Annotated in this window: 19 protein-coding genes; 5 read left to right on the plus strand and 14 right to left on the minus strand. The window is 35.6% G+C overall.

The window, feature by feature from the left end:
* Window positions 1-281, plus strand: a 281-nt coding sequence (locus tag AKG34_RS20585; protein WP_152952385.1) for an IS3 family transposase, incomplete at its 5' end; no start/stop codon positions are given.
* An 85-nt stretch (window positions 282-366) separates the two neighbouring features.
* Here AKG34_RS20585 and AKG34_RS20590 read toward each other — a convergent pair.
* Window positions 367-771 (minus strand): hypothetical protein, encoded by a 405-nt coding sequence (locus tag AKG34_RS20590; RefSeq protein WP_053347830.1) that lies wholly within the window; start codon window positions 769-771, stop codon window positions 367-369.
* 202 nt (window positions 772-973) lie between these two features.
* Here AKG34_RS20590 and AKG34_RS20595 point away from each other — a divergent pair, with 202 nt between their 5' ends.
* Window positions 974-1,402, plus strand: a complete 429-nt coding sequence (locus tag AKG34_RS20595; protein ID WP_407946268.1) for a MarR family winged helix-turn-helix transcriptional regulator — start codon at window positions 974-976, stop codon at window positions 1,400-1,402.
* A gap of 12 nt (window positions 1,403-1,414) precedes the next feature.
* Window positions 1,415-2,614: an MFS transporter gene (locus AKG34_RS20600; RefSeq protein WP_053347831.1), complete on the plus strand. Its 1,200-nt coding sequence runs from the start codon at window positions 1,415-1,417 to the stop codon at window positions 2,612-2,614.
* Window positions 2,615-2,962: 348 nt separating this feature from the next.
* Here AKG34_RS20600 and AKG34_RS20605 read toward each other — a convergent pair whose 3' ends face one another.
* Genes AKG34_RS20605 through AKG34_RS20620 form a run of 4 tightly spaced genes read right to left on the minus strand, consistent with a single transcriptional unit; the run spans window position 2,963 to window position 6,105 of the window.
* A complete protein-coding gene (locus AKG34_RS20605) occupies window positions 2,963-4,183 on the minus strand; it encodes a hypothetical protein (protein ID WP_053347832.1) in 1,221 nt (406 codons plus the stop codon).
* A gap of 28 nt (window positions 4,184-4,211) precedes the next feature.
* On the minus strand, window positions 4,212-5,045 hold the full coding sequence (locus AKG34_RS20610; RefSeq protein ID WP_053347833.1) for a hypothetical protein: 834 nt from the start codon (window positions 5,043-5,045) through the stop codon (window positions 4,212-4,214).
* Window positions 5,042-5,728: an ABC transporter ATP-binding protein gene (locus tag AKG34_RS20615; RefSeq protein WP_053347834.1), complete on the minus strand. Its 687-nt coding sequence runs from the start codon at window positions 5,726-5,728 to the stop codon at window positions 5,042-5,044. The genes AKG34_RS20610 and AKG34_RS20615 overlap by 4 nt, the downstream gene beginning before the upstream one ends.
* Window positions 5,725-6,105: a GntR family transcriptional regulator gene (locus AKG34_RS20620; RefSeq protein WP_053347835.1), complete on the minus strand. Its 381-nt coding sequence runs from the start codon at window positions 6,103-6,105 to the stop codon at window positions 5,725-5,727. The genes AKG34_RS20615 and AKG34_RS20620 overlap by 4 nt, the downstream gene beginning before the upstream one ends.
* 312 nt (window positions 6,106-6,417) lie before the next feature.
* On the opposite strand from AKG34_RS20620, the gene AKG34_RS20625 reads away from it, so the two are divergent.
* Window positions 6,418-7,065, plus strand: a complete 648-nt coding sequence (locus tag AKG34_RS20625) for a glycosyltransferase (RefSeq protein WP_180320485.1) — start codon at window positions 6,418-6,420, stop codon at window positions 7,063-7,065.
* A gap of 215 nt (window positions 7,066-7,280) precedes the next feature.
* On the opposite strand, the gene AKG34_RS20630 is transcribed toward AKG34_RS20625, so the two are convergent.
* The gene (locus AKG34_RS20630; protein WP_053347837.1) at window positions 7,281-7,904 is read right to left on the minus strand and encodes a YdbC family protein; all 624 of its coding nucleotides are present in this window, start codon (window positions 7,902-7,904) and stop codon (window positions 7,281-7,283) included.
* 297 nt (window positions 7,905-8,201) lie between these two features.
* Between AKG34_RS20630 and AKG34_RS20635 the strand changes: the two genes are divergently transcribed.
* Window positions 8,202-9,212: a LacI family DNA-binding transcriptional regulator gene (locus AKG34_RS20635; protein WP_053347838.1), complete on the plus strand. Its 1,011-nt coding sequence runs from the start codon at window positions 8,202-8,204 to the stop codon at window positions 9,210-9,212.
* Between the two features lie 316 nt (window positions 9,213-9,528).
* On the opposite strand, the gene AKG34_RS20640 is transcribed toward AKG34_RS20635, so the two are convergent.
* From AKG34_RS20640 to AKG34_RS20680, 8 genes are all read right to left on the minus strand, one after another.
* The gene (locus AKG34_RS20640) at window positions 9,529-10,050 is read right to left on the minus strand and encodes a GrpB family protein (RefSeq protein ID WP_053348182.1); all 522 of its coding nucleotides are present in this window, start codon (window positions 10,048-10,050) and stop codon (window positions 9,529-9,531) included.
* A 141-nt stretch (window positions 10,051-10,191) separates the two neighbouring features.
* Window positions 10,192-10,692 (minus strand): hypothetical protein, encoded by a 501-nt coding sequence (locus tag AKG34_RS20645; protein WP_053347839.1) that lies wholly within the window; start codon window positions 10,690-10,692, stop codon window positions 10,192-10,194.
* A 590-nt stretch (window positions 10,693-11,282) separates the two neighbouring features.
* Window positions 11,283-11,720: a GNAT family N-acetyltransferase gene (locus AKG34_RS20655; RefSeq protein ID WP_053347840.1), complete on the minus strand. Its 438-nt coding sequence runs from the start codon at window positions 11,718-11,720 to the stop codon at window positions 11,283-11,285.
* A gap of 563 nt (window positions 11,721-12,283) precedes the next feature.
* Window positions 12,284-12,886, minus strand: a complete 603-nt coding sequence (locus AKG34_RS20660; protein ID WP_053347841.1) for an undecaprenyl phosphate transporter UptA — start codon at window positions 12,884-12,886, stop codon at window positions 12,284-12,286.
* A gap of 189 nt (window positions 12,887-13,075) precedes the next feature.
* A complete protein-coding gene (locus AKG34_RS20665) occupies window positions 13,076-14,242 on the minus strand; it encodes an MGDG synthase family glycosyltransferase (protein ID WP_053347842.1) in 1,167 nt (388 codons plus the stop codon).
* Between the two features lie 258 nt (window positions 14,243-14,500).
* Complete coding sequence (locus AKG34_RS20670) at window positions 14,501-15,100, minus strand: DedA family protein (RefSeq protein WP_053347843.1); 600 nt, start codon at window positions 15,098-15,100, stop codon at window positions 14,501-14,503.
* Between the two features lie 19 nt (window positions 15,101-15,119).
* The gene (locus tag AKG34_RS20675; RefSeq protein WP_236694983.1) at window positions 15,120-15,824 is read right to left on the minus strand and encodes a polysaccharide deacetylase family protein; all 705 of its coding nucleotides are present in this window, start codon (window positions 15,822-15,824) and stop codon (window positions 15,120-15,122) included.
* Window positions 15,825-15,902: 78 nt separating this feature from the next.
* Window positions 15,903-17,264 carry a sensor histidine kinase gene (locus AKG34_RS20680; protein ID WP_053347844.1) on the minus strand — a complete coding sequence of 454 codons (1,362 nt, stop codon included), beginning with the start codon at window positions 17,262-17,264 and terminating at the stop codon, window positions 15,903-15,905.

The following is a 17,264-nucleotide window of genomic DNA, read 5'->3' on the forward strand; positions in this document are numbered from 1 at the left end:
GCTGGCATTATCAGATGAAACAATACTCTCATGATTTGAAAAGACATAACATTACACAAAGCATGTCCCGCAAAGGAAATTGTCTCGATAATGCGGTCATTGAAAACTTCTTTGGCTTATTAAAATCCGAATTACTCTATCTTCAAGAATTTGAAAGCATGGAGCATTTCAAACAAGAATTAGAGGAATATATCCATTACTACAATCATCAACGAATCAAGGTAAAATTAAAAGGCATGAGCCCGGTAGATTACCGGATTCATGCCCTCAAGGCTGCCTAATTAAATAAAGTGTCTAACTTTTTGGGTTCACTTCACATTACAGCCCTTTTTTCCGTGATTTCAAACAGCTCAGTGTAGTGACTTTTTATTTAATGACCTCATTAAAAATCTCTCCGCCACCGTTTATTTTTACGATTTTAAGGCGATTGGTATTTTTAACGAAAATGGTTTTATATAATTTTTCACCCTTTAGGTCAATAAGAAAAACGCGTTTATTGTCATTATCTGTTTCCTTATTAAAATTATAATCTTCGTTGCCGATTTGCTCGATTATCTTTCCATATTCAGGTAAAGAAGACCACTTCTCATGATCCGCTCTTGGAGTTGTTTCGTTTTGTGCGGATTCATTTTGTGTTCCTTGTTCATCTGCTGTTTGCACGGGCTGTTCACTTTTTTCTGTAACCTCTTTACTGTTTTCATCTGTTTCATTACTGTTACAAGCAGTTAGCATTGTTACGGCTGCAACTAATGCAATCATTGATTTGTACATGCTTCACATCATCTCCTCTAGGTGTATTCCCCCTTAACTCTGGCAAAAAACCTAGCCGAGTTCATGAAGTGGCTTCTATACCTGATTAATGAACTTACCTATGATGTCTGATCCTTAAAAGCGACTGGACAAACTGCTATAATTTCTGTTATTATAGTTACTCAGGGTAACAATTACTCTTGGTAACTATATATTATAAGGAGTGTTTCTGATAAAGACTTACCAAAAATTCTTTCAAGAACTATTGCTGCTGTACCGGCCTTTTGAAAATAATCTAAATTTACAGCTAAACAAGCATAATTTGCACAGAGCGCAATGGTCAATTTTGCATTACTTATCCAATTATGGTTCTGCAACGCTTGTAGAGCTTGCAAATTATCAGAGTGTGGAAAAACCCACAATTACCAGGACCATTACCCGCTTAGAAGAATTAGGATATGTAGAGCATGTTCCGAGCAAAGATAGACGCGAAAAAAGAATGCAGCTTACAGAGCTTGGAACAAAGTTATATAGTGATGTCCGTGTGACCATTGACCAATACGAACAGGACATTTTAAAAGGAATCACTGAAGAAGAACAGCTCGTAGCTATCCGCATTATGAGCGAAATAAGAAATAATATTATAGAGTAAGGGGATAATAAAATGAATCAATCCAAACCAAAATTGTGGACGAAAGATTTTATTATTGTTTCCTCCATCAATTTTTTCATAACATTAATTTTTTATTTATTAATGGTGACATTGGCTATCTATGCAGTAAATGAATTAAATGCTTCTACAAGCCAAGCCGGCCTTATATCTGGGATATTTATTATTGGAACTTTAATTGGGCGACTATTCATCGGCCGCTTTATTGATTCGATTGGCCGCAAGAAAACGTTATACATTGGCCTAATTTTTTTTACTTTGACAACACTTTTATATTTTGTGGATTTCGGCATTACCTTCCTGCTTGCTAACCGTCTAATTCATGGTATAGCAATGGGTATGGCCAGCACAGCGACAGGAACGATTGTAGCTCAGATTATCCCGGCTACACGAAAAGGGGAAGGAATCGGCTACTACAGCATGAGTGCAACACTGGCCACAGCAATCGGTCCTTTCATCGGACTTTATATGACACAACATGCAAGCTTCCAAACGATTTTTAGTTTTTGCCTTGCTTTAGGGATAATCAGTTTGATTACAGCATTCTTCCTTTATGTACCTGCATTAAAAGGAACGATCAAAGTATCTGAAAGTAAGGGATTCAAGCTATCCAACTTTATTGAGCCAAAGGCACTGCCCATCTCATTTATTACTCTATTATTAGCTTTCTGTTACTCAAGCGTACTTTCTTTTATCAGTTTCTATGCAATGGAAATCAACTTAGTTAATACTGCAAGCTTCTTCTTTGTAGTCTATGCAGTAGCAGTATTGTTATCACGCCCTTTCTCAGGACCGTTAATGGACCGGAGAGGATCGAACTATATTATGTATCCGGCCTTTATTATCTTTGGAGCAGGACTGCTCCTTCTAAGTCAAACAAGTAATAGTTTCACTTTATTGGCAGCCGGATTCCTTATTGGACTTGGATTCGGTAATATGCAATCAAGCTCGCAAGCGATCGCCGTTAAAATGACTCCGCCTCACCGTATGGGAATGGCAACGTCAACCTTCTTTATCATGCTTGATGCTGGACTTGGATTTGGTCCTTATATACTAGGTTTAATCATTCCATTAACAGGCTACAGTACACTTTATGTCATCCTAGGTGTTGTGGTTATAGCAACTTCTCTTCTTTACTACTTCTTGCACGGCAAGAATGAAAGTGCAGCAAGAGCAAACATCGCTTCAATTTGATCGAAATTAGAAAGGGATATCCTATAATGGGATATCCCTTTTTTTAATGCTTTTATGTCATGAGTTCGTTCTAAAGAATAAGTCTGAGATAAGCAAATAGTTTAATTGCACAACGGGAGTTCGTCCGTTGTTGGGGATAATTCGACCATTGCTGGGGATAATTCGACCTTCATGAGCGATAATTCGACCTTCATGAGCGTCGACCTTCATGAGCGATAATTCGACCTTCATGAGCGATAATTCGGCCTTCAGAGCGATAATTCGACCTTCATGAGAAATAATTCGTCCTTCACTAAAAAAAGAAGCTGTCTCAAAAGTTTTTGAGACAGCTTCTGGTGATAGTGGTCATTATTGAACGATTATTTCCTCGATATAAAAACCATGATTTTTGGTTTTCTTTTGATCTGCTGACTGAATAACTGTTTCACCTTTATATAAAGTCTTTCCAGTCTTTAAATCGGCAATATGAAGTTGAGCAGGTTTGTATGCCCTGTCCTGTTGATTTGTTCCGTTACCTAAAAGGAAGTATACACGCCCATTTTTAATGGTGGCGAAGTATTGTTCATCCTTATGAACAGCTAGGTCTAACTCAAGGTCATTCGTTATCTTTTGATTGCTTAGATCAATCGTCTTAATGTGATAATTATTGGATTTGATATCAACTACGTAAAGGTTTTTTCCATCAAATTTTCCGCCTCTTACCATGTCCGTTTCTTTTTTCGGCAATTTAACCGTTTCTAATTTTTCCGTTTCATAATTATATGATAACAGTTTGCCTTCATTTGGTTTTTCCTCATAGGGACCATCCTCATGATATATCCCTTTAACTAAAGAAATTAAAATCATGTTGTTTGGCTGAATGCGTGCAACATCAATCGGTATCTCAAGTTCGACCTGATTCGGGTTTTTAAAGGATTCGGATAAAAGGATTTTATCGCTTAAAACTTTCTTATTAGCTAAATCGATCGTATAGAGATGAACCTCTTTCGTTTGCTTTTCATCGTTTGAATTCACATCATTAGTCGTTAAAACCTGTAGTTTTGAATGGATCAATTGCACATCCCGGATACTAGTATTCATTATTCTCTCTTGATCGGGAAGTTCAATATTGAAAGAAGTTTCATCCTCGCTTTTCTTCTCTAGTAAAGCGATATCAAACTCCGCTTCCTTTTTTCCGCTCTTTGTGAAATCTTCATTCACTGAGGCGTAAGCCAGGAAATCATCGTCTTCATAAAAAGAATCGATGGAATCCTTACCACGCATAAATGAACGATATTCTTTTGTTAATTTTTCCATTTCGAGATCTATTATTCCAGAAAAGTTTTCAAAGTAAGACTTTTCGCTGCTATATGTGGTTTGATTGGATTCAATCGTTAATGGTTCATATATGGGATTCCCTTGATGTGTACCATTAATAATAACTGGATCAAGCTCTTTATCACTGCCTTCAAGCGTTTTAAACGTATACTTCGGAAGGTCTGAAGCGGAGGAAGCTACTTTGACATAATAGGTCCCGATGCTTAAAATGACAACCATTACAATAATGATGCTGCAGATATAACGTTTCACCTTATTCACTCTCCTTTAATAGTTGTTGTTATACGGTAACGCGATTTTTCAATAACCAGGAACCAAGCCAAATCGATAGTCCTGTCACAATGATTCCTAAAGCAGTCATTATGCCGAATAATTCATTAGGGTAAAAATAGAAACTTTCACTTGCCATTATGAAAACAGGAGCTAAAAACAACGCAGCGGCGATTCCGGTAAACACCAAACCCAAAATGATACCTTTTATGCGGAAACTCCTTTCAAACATGATCGCTGTGAATAATATCGACATGGCCATAAGACCAATGCCATAGGAAAGCAGGAATTGCGTGAAGGTGCTTGGGATAACCAAATTCAAGACACTATTCATTTTAACTATGGAAGAAGTTGACATTTCCGTATTCAAGAGCGATTCAGGTACGTATGAATTAAATAGGGCATTTTCCATGGGTAAAATGATAATCTGCAAAGCAATCAACCCTAACACCATCAAGAAGATGGCCGTAGCTTTAGAAAGGTAAATTGACAATCTCGATGTCGGTAACATCAATAGGCGATAAATGAAGGTATTCTTTCCAAACCAATCACGATACCAAATCAGAAAAATGTAAAAAACAAGAGCAACTGCACTCAACGCGATCGGTCCTTGGAACCAGAGAGAATTAGCAATTTGGGTAAAATCAATACCACCATAATTAGTAACATAGGCGGCTTCTGATATTTTTTCTTCCAACATGATATCAAGGGCTCGATTAAGAAAACTCTTTGTTCCAATGATCACTCCAACTAACTGCGACACCAATGTTATCAACAATAAAGAAATATATATTTTACTAAAACGATTGATTTCAAAATTCACTAGTTTTATATATCTCATCATGATTGATACACCTCTCTCATTACATCAACAACTGATTTCCCTTCATCCTCACGCATTTCTTCTGTATTGAACTCCTTTAGTACTTTACCGTTATCCAATAAAATGACCTTATCGATTAAATGTTCAATATCACCGATTTCATGGGTCGTGATGATGACACCTCTGTCTTCAATAAGGTGGCTTGCAAAAACATCGGCAATTTGCTCGCGGCTAAACATATCGATGCCTGAAAATGGTTCGTCCATCAGTACATAATCCACGTCAAGGGACAGACCCAGCATTAGGTTAAGCTTAGCTGTGTTCCCTTTTGACAATTCCGAAATGGGGGTCTCCTCTTTAAGTTTGAAGAATCCCATTAATTGGTTAGCTCTTTGCGGATTCCAAGATGTGTAGAAATCTTCCATGAAAACCATTGCCTGTTTAACCGTCATTGACGGAAGCATGGTAGGTGCGTCTGGAATAAACGTGATTTTTTCATAACTGTTATTTGTCATTTTTTGATCATCAATCAGGATTTCACCTTTATAAGGCGTCAATCCCATAATGGCTTTGAGCGTAGTCGTTTTTCCGACACCATTTATCCCGATCAGACAAGTGACTTCACCTTTATTAGCAGTAAACGAAACACCATCTAAGATTGTCTTCCGTCCGTATTTCTTAGAGATTTGTTTTACTTCTATCATTTTTCTTCCCCCTCCCTTATTTCTTCCGAATATTTTTCTTTAACCACTTGAAGCAGCTCATCAACTGGCACATTAATGGGTCGAATAGCATCGACAAAAGAATCAACAGCTGCCAGAATTAGCTCCTGTCTAACAGCCTGTAAAATCGTTTCATTTGTTGTGATTTGACTAGGAAAATTTCTTTCTGTATGAATCAAACCCTGTTCCTCCATTTCTTTATACGCTTTTTGAGCTGTATTAGGATTAATGTTCAGTGAAGCAGCCAATTCTCTTCGGGAAGGAATTTCCTGTCCCGCTACGAATTTACCAATGGCAATTTGTTCTTTAAAATGTCTCACAACTTGCAAATATACCGGTTCTCGGGTATTAACGTTCATAAAACCACCCCCTATTTATTTAGGAAAAAACTCTGATTTGAAATTGAATAACAAGTGTATGTATTAAGTAGTTCATACACCTCATAGATGTACTATACTCGTAATACACCTTCACTGTCAATATAGAATTTCCACATATTAAAAAAACCGATTGCGTAATGCAGTCGAGGTTTTAGTAGCTTATTGGTGATCATCGTAAAGTCGGCGATAATTTTTTTGCTCATTTTTCTGTTAAGTCTCTTATAGAGTAAAATCTGTAAATTAATCAAATAATAATAGAGCATGTAAATTTCTATAAAGGGGATGGTTTTTATCAAAAAACGATTTTTAACGTTAATGATCTTGTTTATGTCTTTTGCTTTGATTTTTTCTCCTCTAACTACTGAGGCAAAAGGAAAAGGGGCTCAACAAAGACAATGTATTAGTAAATCATCGGAACAGCTAAAACATACTTTACAGAAACTTTGGATCGACCATACTATATGGACAAGAAGCTATATGGTAAGTGCCTTATCAGATTTGGATGACAAAGAAAAGGTACTGACTAGGTTATTAAAAAATCAGGATGATATAGGAAATGCAATCAAACCTTATTATGGTGATGCAGCTGGCAACAAACTAGCTGAACTGTTGAGGGAGCACATCGTTCTTGCAGGAAAAGTAGTGGATGCAGCAAAAAGTGGAAACCAGGATGATCTGAAAAAGGATAATACTGAATGGTATAAAAATGCTGATGATATTGCTCTTTTTCTTAGTAAAGCCAATCCAAATTGGAGCAATGATGAATTAAAGGAATTGCTATATACACATTTAAAATTGCTAACAGACCAAGTTGTATCAAGAATTAAAAAGGATACAGATGCGGAAATTTCTGCTTTTGATAAAGGTGAAGATCATATTATTAAATTGGCAGACACCCTAACAGAAGGGATTATCAAGCAATTCCCAAATAAGTTTTAAAACATCTAATAAAAACAAATCCCGATTCTATCTCTTTCTTTCAAAGATAAAGTCGGGATTTAATATGATGGGATACTTTTTTATACTTGAGCTAAACCCCGTTTATCTGTTTCATCTCGTAAACTTCGTAAAGCTTGTTGAACAATAGCCATTGTTTATGGACAACTTAGATTCAACCTGAACCTACTTTGGATTTAAGGAAACATCCCGATCATTCAAAAAACGATCCATTTTGGATTAACTTTTATTAAACTTCCTGTAATTCTTATTGCAGGGTCCTTGACTCCAGAACTTTGAATTAAGGCAGGCAATTTATTATCCACATACCATTGATGTGAACGATCATTTTCCCATAATGAAGCGACCAGATATCTTCCATTTTTCTTTTCAGCAAATACTCCAGCAAGCATTCCTGGTGAAGCCTTCATCCCTTTGTTCCATACTTCTTTTTGCATGTGCTTAAACTCAAGTTGTTTATTTGTTTCTACAAAACAATCTGCCACTCGAAGAAGACTTCCCTTACTTAAAAAATCTGTCATGTCTGTTGTGCTTATATTAAACATTTTCTCGTAAATATGAACAGAGATATTGGAATAAGTATTTCTTTGGTTACTCTTCTCGAAAATTTCATCATGCTGTTGCTCCATGAATGCTTGGTAAGAACGATCATCTCTCCAGAAAGAAATAATGCCTGCTTCAAACGGATTGTTTTTATCCCATCCCCCGATTTGGCCTATAAAACCATCTACCTGTTTCAATTCTCCCCAACCCTCTTGTGCGTTAGAAAATGAACTCTTGTTTTTCTCATTCACTTGGCATTTTATCCACTTTATTAACATAATTGATCCACCTACTTATTTATAGATTTCACCCAACTTTTGCTTTTTTATCTATCTCTTTTATTAAATCATTTTTACCGTTTATATTATCATCGATGGAAATTCCGCAGCCAAACTTTGATTTAGCTTACTATGCTTTTGTGCATCAAAAGCGCTAAGGGTGTTTCTTAAATCCAGTGTATAACAAAATAGATCCATGTCCATTTTCATGTTAAAGAATGGCGTTGGAATCATTATGCTCCTTTGTTATGATGAAGGTATCAATTTTCAAGAAATAATATCCTCTAGGAGAACGCCATGAATAAAAAAAAGAAAACTACTATATCAGATGTTGCGGAGAAGGCCGGTGTTTCCAAAAGTACGGTTTCTCAATATATCAACCAACGTTTTCGTTATATGAGTGCTGAAACCAAAGACAGAATTGAGCAAGTCATCCAAGAACTTGACTTTCGTCCCAATGATAATGCTAGAAATTTAAAAGTAAAAAAAACAAAAGTCATAGGCATTCTCGTAGCTAATATTTTACATACTTTGTCCACCGAAATTATTCGTACCGTGGAAGAACAGTTTCGGCAGCACGGCATGAAGGTATTCATTTGTGATTCTGCTGATGATCCAGAGAAAGAAAAAGAATACCTTGATTTGCTGGTTTCTACGCAAGTAGATGGAATCATTATTTTTCCAGTAGGAAATGATTTTAAAGTCTATAATTATCTAATCGATCATTCGATTCCTATGGTATTCGTTGATCGGTTAGTTGATGGCGTGACATCTGATTCCGTCCTTTTAGACAATCACGCTGCAATCTTTTTAGCGGTATCCATGCTAGCTGAAAAAGGACACGAAAATATCGCGTTTTTAACCTTACCGATTGATATCCCTATCACGCCAAGGTTGGAGAGAATCGAAGGATTTAAAAAAGCAATGGCATCTTATGATTTTGAAGTCAGAGAAGATGATATCTATTCTTTACCCAGAAACCAAATTCAAGAAAAATTGGCCCAAATATTCGATACAGAAAAGCCTCCAACAGCCATAGTAGCAGGAAATGATTTAGTGCTCCGTGAAATCCTTAGCTATTTGAAAAAGAAAAAAGTCTCGATTCCTAATGAAGTAGCCATTATCAGTATTGATGATGTCGCCTATTCGGAATTTTATGAACCTTCTATCACGACAATTGGACAACCTATACAACAAATGGGAATCAAAGTAGCAGAATTATTATTGGACCGGATAACTAATCCTGTTCAGGCTCCGTTCATTACATATCGGTTTGCCCCGGAACTTATTGTTCGAAGTTCATGCTAAAAGGCTATTACCCTAAGATTTCACACACAAAAACGGCAGTTTATACACTGCCGTTACATCTGCCATGGAAAAATAGAGATCATGTAAAAACCGAAAAACGAACGTCTATTAGATTTGATTTTTCTTTCAGTACTCTTCATATGCAGCTTTTACTTCATAGACTTTGACAGTTCAAGTTTTATACTGATCTTGTTAAGTGAATATAACCTCTAAAAAAACAATCTACGACCATCCCTCCAATTAATTGGTCCCATCATTAAGGAGAAGTGAGCCTAAAATGGTCACTAAAAAGATTGAAATGATATACCCCTTTTAATCACATACTATTTATCTTTTTTTTTGCTTCTTCTATGACATATCGGATAAATGGGGCTTTTGCTTGAGTATATCCCACTCTATCTAAATGATGCTTTTGTGATAAGTTTTGTTTTAATTGCTGGTATTGTTTACGAATATCAGGATGAGTGCTTAAATAATCCCTAAATAATAGATGATTATTCCACTCTTCACTTCCGAATTTGTAAATATGTAAATGGTGTGTACCCGCTCTCCATTGGCCTTTTCTAAAAAAACGCCTTTCAGGAAACTCCTTATGTGCGACAAACTCATAGCCAATTGTTTTTAAGGGATCAATAAACTTGTCCACTTCATCTAAATGTTGAACGCCTGCCATTATATCCAAAATTGGTTTTGCGCATAAGTCTTTTACAGAGGTACTCCCAATGTGCTCAACACAAATAGGTTTGTCCTTTAGGACTTCCTTAATCTTCGCTTTTTCATGTTCGAACTCAGTAACCCAATTTGGGTTGTAATTCTCAATCGTAACTGGTTTTTCCATTTTTCCTCCGACTTTCATGTTAATCATGTTCATTAATTAAAAATATCCCCCTAGAATGGGGGGCTTGTTTTAGAGTATCGTTTTTATCTATAGTAACAATGGGATAAGCGTAGTAATAAGAGTTGTCATATGATACCTTTTTTACTTTTTGTCACGTGACCACGCGATGATAGGATCCTGAGCACTCGGTTCATAGTACGTTCCGGCATACTCATTTTCTTTTCCAGTTATTTTATTAGTCCGAATAACTGTGTAAGTTCCTTTATCGTAATTTTTGGTAAGATAATATTTCCGGTGGGTAAACCCTTTTTCGGGGCCAGTTAAGGTGACTTCGTGTTTGTACTCTTCTGGCTTATTTAGGTTTTCTTTCACTACACCCTGAATATTCAGTGGTGTTTCTTCAAGCTGAACATCTGTGCGGATATTAACATCTTGGGTCTTTACTTTACCCAGAGGTACAGATGCTATTTCGATTGTTTCTTCGGTTTGTTCCAAGAATGACTTTGTAACGCTGTAGGAGTATAGGATTTTCATAGAGCTTATATCGTTTTTTACTTTGCCTGCCAACTCTGGCATGGCAAAGCTTAAGACAAAGGTAATGGATATTCCGATTATTAATAGTGTTAGCGGAATTTTTTTCATATTTCCTCTTTCTTAATAACGTATTTGTATAACAAGAATATTAATAGTGAACATCCTCTGACATCATTAATTCTGTAAATCTCTCTGTTTTGAATCATTAGGAATAATTCCAAATTTCGCGATCAATAGTAAGGCAAAAAAAATAAAACAACTGAAACTGGTGTTATCACTTGTGAAAAATACATTAGGTATAATACGAGATGCAAGAAGTACATTTAAGATATAGGCAATAAGAAAACCCGCATATGAAATGCAACTCAGATAGTTTCCAACTACTGTTCTTTTGTAATGAACATAATCTGATTTATTTCCTTTTCTGATACTAACTATTTGCCGTATTTGTCTTATGAGACCGTATGTGAACGCAATGATCAACATTACAATAATAAGAAAACTAATTATTGCTTCATTCACTTTTTTTATCCCCCCTGTAAATAGGTCTAACACTAATAGATAAAAGCTTTAGGACGGTTAATTACTATCCTTTTTTATGTAATAAATTTGCTTTTTTATCAGGATTATCAGCCCATAGTCAACTAAGATATCCTCCAAGTACATATTCCTTTATTGCGAAACATCCACTGAAAGAGTCATAACGGCAAACTCATCGTAATGGTTCTGATGTTAAAGCCCATTTTTTCGTAGAGCTTAATAGCTTTGTTCTGGGCAAAAGCACTTAGACGGACTTCAGAATGCCCATCTTGTTTTAGAAAATTAATTGCTGACTCCATTAATCTCTTAGAAATACCTTTCCCTCTGTATTCTTCTATTACAAACAGTTCATAAATAAATCCATTCATCTTATCCGTAAACTGATCTTTACCTGCTCCTAATAGAATCCACCCCATTAGTTGATCTTCTTCTATCGCAATGACATAATAACCCCCTTTTGCAAGCAGTGGTTCAACAAGTTGTTTGATTTTTTGATTAGTTGGCCTCACTTCACCTAATGTGCCGTCAAAAACAGCTTGTGACGAAAGTGATAAAACCTTTTGAAGTTCATAATCAGTTGGTTTCCTTATTTCCATGAATGAAAGCATCCTTTCTAAGGGCTAGTACATGTTAGTTAAGTAGTTCCATTGCCATTTGAATATTTATCCTATTTAAAAATATTACTAATACATTTTCTATACTATTTATAAGTATTCTATTGCTTCTATATTCCTTCCCTTAATCAAATTTACAAATAAAAGAATCTTAATATTATGAGGTAACCTAACAACGACCGTTAACCCCATCCATTTCAAATGGTGTTTTCTTAAATGTGGCTTTGTTGATTTTTCACTTTCACTACTATCGTTCACATTATATACGGATTACGGATGATAAAGTTTCAAAATAAAGGAAGAAATACCAATCTATTTCCCCATAAATTATAAAAAAAGACCACCAAATTGGTGGTCTTTTTAATTAATTCATATTATAAAACCCAACTGCTTCCATTGAATGAACCCTTGGAAGGCTATTACCATCATTATCGATGATTCGTTGTGAAGTTTTTCACGTTTATCGGTTCGGTTCCTGTTGTTATAAAGGCTTTTGTAAGTATCCTATTATGTTTCATAACAACCCTTCCTTAAATCCATAAACTTCATAAGGCTTTGTTTTTCTTTTTTTTCATGTACCCGCGAATGAACATTCCTGCAATAATAAGAACCGCAACTACTGCGATTGGCTGGATATAGGGCTTGGCCATCTCATTAATCTGTCCCCAATTGCTTCCTAACTTCATCCCGAGAAATACAAAAAGCACAGACCATGGAAGTACGGCTAGTAGCGTATAATTCGTGAATTTTATTAAAGACATTTTAGAAATCCCTGCTGGTATCGAAATAGCATGTCTCACAACCGGAATGAACCGAGCCGTAAAAATGACACTTGGTCCATATTTAGTAAACCAAGATTCCGATAGCTCAATATGTTTCTTGTGTATAAAAATATACTTTCCGTATCGTTCTAAAAATGGTCTTCCACCATAATATCCGATTAAATAAACAAAGATCTGAGCGATGGTTCCACCAATTGTTCCGGCAATAACCGCCCCTACAAAACTGATGTTTCCTTGGGATACTAAAAAGCCTCCATAAGATAATACAATTTCACTTGGAATGATTTCAATCATAAGACCGAGGGTAATTCCAAGGTACCCATAATCCATAAGTGTAAGTAGAATAGATTGGATAAAGTCGTTCATAAATCAGCTTCCCTCTTTCATTTTCAGCTTTATTCTCTTAAAAAAATCTCGACCGTTGTTGATAATTCCCCTTGTCGATCACCCAATGGCGCCCACTACAAATTGCTGCTGATTAAACGAATCTTCCCGTCGATTCATCAAATACAGAACAGATAATTTTAACATCATGTTACTTGAACTGAATTATCCCTAGCTATAAATAACTTTTGACTGATTGGTTAGGTATGACGGCTTACTTGCTTGTTTAAGATTAAGGATCAATTTCATTACTTCCACCATTCTCTCAGGTTTTTCCAACTCTATTTCCCTTTGATAAGATTCGATGGATATATCCCACTGATCCATTTTTTTATGGTCCTTTAATATACTGAGTATTTGTTTTTCAAATGATAAATTGTGATTGAGTTCAAATACAAGTTTATGGTCTTTTAAATACTGTAGATTAATTTCCTCCTGTCCTGGAAGCATTGAATGAACAAAAATCGGTAGCCTTTTTCGAAGTGCTTCACTAATGGTGACACCGCCGGGTTTCGTTACGATTGCGTCCACTTCTTCATAAAGTTTGTTCATTTCTGACCTTGATGAGATATAAGGTAATGGGTTAATATGAGCTAAATTCCACGTATCGATTGCATCATATAGCTTTTTGTTGTTACCACAAAGTACAAAATAATCACAGTCGGTTGATTTCTTTAACTCATCTTCTAAATTCAATATCCCACCCAGACCACTGTTTCCTCCTGAAATTAAAATTTTGGGGCGATCTGCGTTTTTTAATCCACGGGCTCTTTTAGTGATTTCCTCATGCACAGGAATACCAGTTACCATCATACTATGTTTCGGTATTTGATTCTTGATTATTAGCTTTTCTTTCAATTCCTGGGTAGGAAGAAAATGAAAATCAATCCCCTTGCTTCCCCACACATTATTAATAAAGAAATCCGTATACACGTTGATAATTGGGATATTGCATTTCCCTTTTATTTTCAACTGGCTTAAGAGATAGGAAGGGAACCCGTGTGTACACACAATTAAATCTGGCTTTTCCTCCGCTATCAATTGTTCCATTTTCTTCAAGAATATATGTTGATACCATTTAAAGGAACGTTCCTTCGGCAAGGAAACGTAAAAAAGGTTTTTATAGGCGAGATTATAGGTTTCAGGTGCATAACGGATCCATTTCAAATAACCAGTTGTTATCATTTTTTCTAAAGAGTTACTTGTATAACTTAACAGATCCACTTTTTTCAAAGTAACTCCGCTTGTATGTTTTTTTAACATATCCATTAAGGCCTCTGCAACTTGATGATGTCCTGACTGCATGCGAAAGAGAGGTAAAAACAAAATCTTCTTCATATATGTCATCTCCTATAGAAATCATTCTTTTAATACGATGATTACATACTAAGAAAAAAGACTATTTGCATGTTCAAGAGCTTTTTTCCTCTTACAATATATCACTGATTTTGTTAAAAACTTTCTTTTTAATCAATTTTTAATGATACGTTCAAGGTATCTTAAGTCCCCATCTCTAAACTTAATAGCCCGATTAGAAAACCAATTGTAGAAACTGGTTATTCCAATCGGGACGGGAATCATCCTTATGAAGTGGGCCTATTTTTGGGCATTCTTTTTTTTCTTTTTCATATAATTGATAGAAACGTACATCAATAAAAAAACTATGAATACGACACCTAAAAGTGGAACATATTCCGGATTTATATGAAAGGCATTGCCCAAATAATACCCTGCCACTATAAAAGGGACAGTCCAGAGAACAGTGCCTAGCAGGGAAAAGAGGAGAAATTTACAGAAGGGGATATGATTGATTCCTGCAAAATACGGACTAATTTGTCTTATTCCTGGTAGATAAAATCCAAATACAATTGTTTTTTGGACATTTTTCATATACTTTCCCTGTACTTTCTCCCAGCGATCATTTGTAATGCCCACGTATTTTCCAAATTTATTTATAAAATGATACCCAACGTATTTCCCACATACATAGGCGATAAGCATCCCTATAAAGGCTCCAAGAAATGCACTCAGCGTAGCTAAACCAAAAGAGAGCTTATTTTGTCCAATCAAGACTCCGATTAGAAATAGAAGAGATTCTTCTGGGGCGGGAATTCCCACAATGCCCATGAATAAAAAAAGAAAAATGATAAGATAGCCATATAAGTCAATAAAATGTAAGATACTATCTATATTCATAAAATCCCCTCGAATCAGTTTATAAGTCTTTTAATGTAATAAATTGTGTTCCCTTTTTTATTGTTTCTTGTAGGTAAACTTCCAAGGCTTCAATCATATATCGAGGTGCTTCTTTATCCGCCCCCAAGGTTTCCCCACAGTCATGGAGCAGGAGAATGGAACCTTCTGTTGACGTTTTTCGCAATTGATCAAGTAGGTCATTTTTGCATGTTTCCACTTTCCAATCTCCGAAAATGTCTGACCACATAATCACTTGATATTTCTTACTGGCTATTTGCGTAAACATATTAAAATGGCCCCATGGAGGTCTGTAAAAAGTGACTTTTTCATGGGTACATTCCATTATGGCCTTTTCAGTCATATCTAACTGTTTCCTTAAATGAAATGGCGAAAGGACCCAGCTTGAAATATGATCAAAATGATGGATTCCAATTGTATGTCCTTCTTCATGCATTCGTTTAATGATATCAGGGTTGTTTTTCACTTTACTGCCCACAACAAAAAACGAACCCTTTATCTTATACCTTTTTAAAAGGTCAAGCAATTGTGTCGTATATTCAGGGTTAGGTCCATCATCAAAAGTTAAGGCTATTCTATTATTCCTCTTGATATTTTTGGTTATGCCCAGTCCGGATACACGAATAAATACCGTTGGGACAATCGTATAAACGAGAAATAGCAATAATAAGATACTCAAGCTAATCATCATATTAGTGTTACTCACAGAACACCTCATTCTTGTATTTAGCGGCAAATTATCTTGCACTTCATCCATTCAAGTCTGAATTTAGCAAGAAGCAGATTACCTTTTGGGTAAGGACAATACCACCTCTGTTCCTTTTCCATCAGTACTAACCACTTTAATTTCCCCATTATGTTGATTCATTATATTTTTGGCTATCGACAAACCTAGCCCTGTTCCACCTGTCTCCCGGCTTCTAGCCTTATCCACCCGGTAAAAACGTTCGAAGATATTTTCTATTTCATTCTCAGGTATTCCAATCCCATAATCTTTTACCTTAATGACCGTAGAGTCTAACTGATCCTTTACATACACATCAATTTTGTCTGTACTATATTTGATTGCGTTATCTAAAATGATAATGATCACCTGTTTTATCTTCAATTCATCTGCTATAACCATAATGGAATCTTCTTGATAATGAAAATCTATTTCCCGATCATAGACTTCTTTGAATTGATTAAACACGTTCTGACATAAAGTTATTACATTCAAGGATTTATAATCTAAAGTATTTTCCAATTCTGTATCGGCTAATTCTAGCAGCCTTTCCGTCATTTTCTGTATACGGGTTGCCTCTGAATGAATTACATCTATAACATCAAGTGCTTTCTCTTCGTTTTGTATACGACGTCTTCGCAGTAGATCAGCATAACTTTTTATAATCGTAAGCGGGGTCTTTATTTCATGAGAAGCATCCGAAATAAATTGCTTCTGTTTATCCAAATTTGCATCCAATCTGCCCATCATCCGATTGAATGTAACAGCCATTTTTTGCAGTTCATCCTTTGTTTCATGTTGGATGATGATTTTTTTTGGTATACCGCTTTGTTCAATATCCTCCATCGTATTAATCATATTGGAAATAGGTTTCATAATTACATTCGATAACCACCTGCCGCCTAGCAACGATAACCCCGCCCCTAATAGCGTACAAAATGTCAGAATGGAAAGTAATACATCCTTCCCTAATTCCAGTCCTAGTAATCTATCTCCAATTTCTAAAGTTTCAACAACTTTACCTTCGGATAGAATAGGAACCCTAACAATTAATATTTGCTCTTCTTTATGCGCTTGTCTAATTGTACTTCTTTGCGATTCTTGTTCGCTTGAAAATTCTCCTTTAAATTTGGTAATCAAATAAGGGTCACTGGATACTTCGCTACTAATTTGAGAATCAGGTTGAATGATCCGTATAAATGAATGATTCGTTAAATATGTCGTTAATTTTTTTTCTATTTCTTGAGGAGAATCATCCATTTGAATTTCAGCAACAATATTTTGCGCTTTGTGAAGTAATATATCCTCTTCCATGTTTACAGTAATTTTCATAAAAGAAATAAATACAACAGCATTGACTGCAACCAACACACAGAGTATCCAAGCTGTCGTAATCAGGTTAATTTTTGTTGTAATTTTCAT

The organism is Peribacillus butanolivorans, from assembly GCF_001273755.1.
Taxonomy (GTDB): domain Bacteria; phylum Bacillota; class Bacilli; order Bacillales; family DSM-1321; genus Peribacillus; species Peribacillus butanolivorans.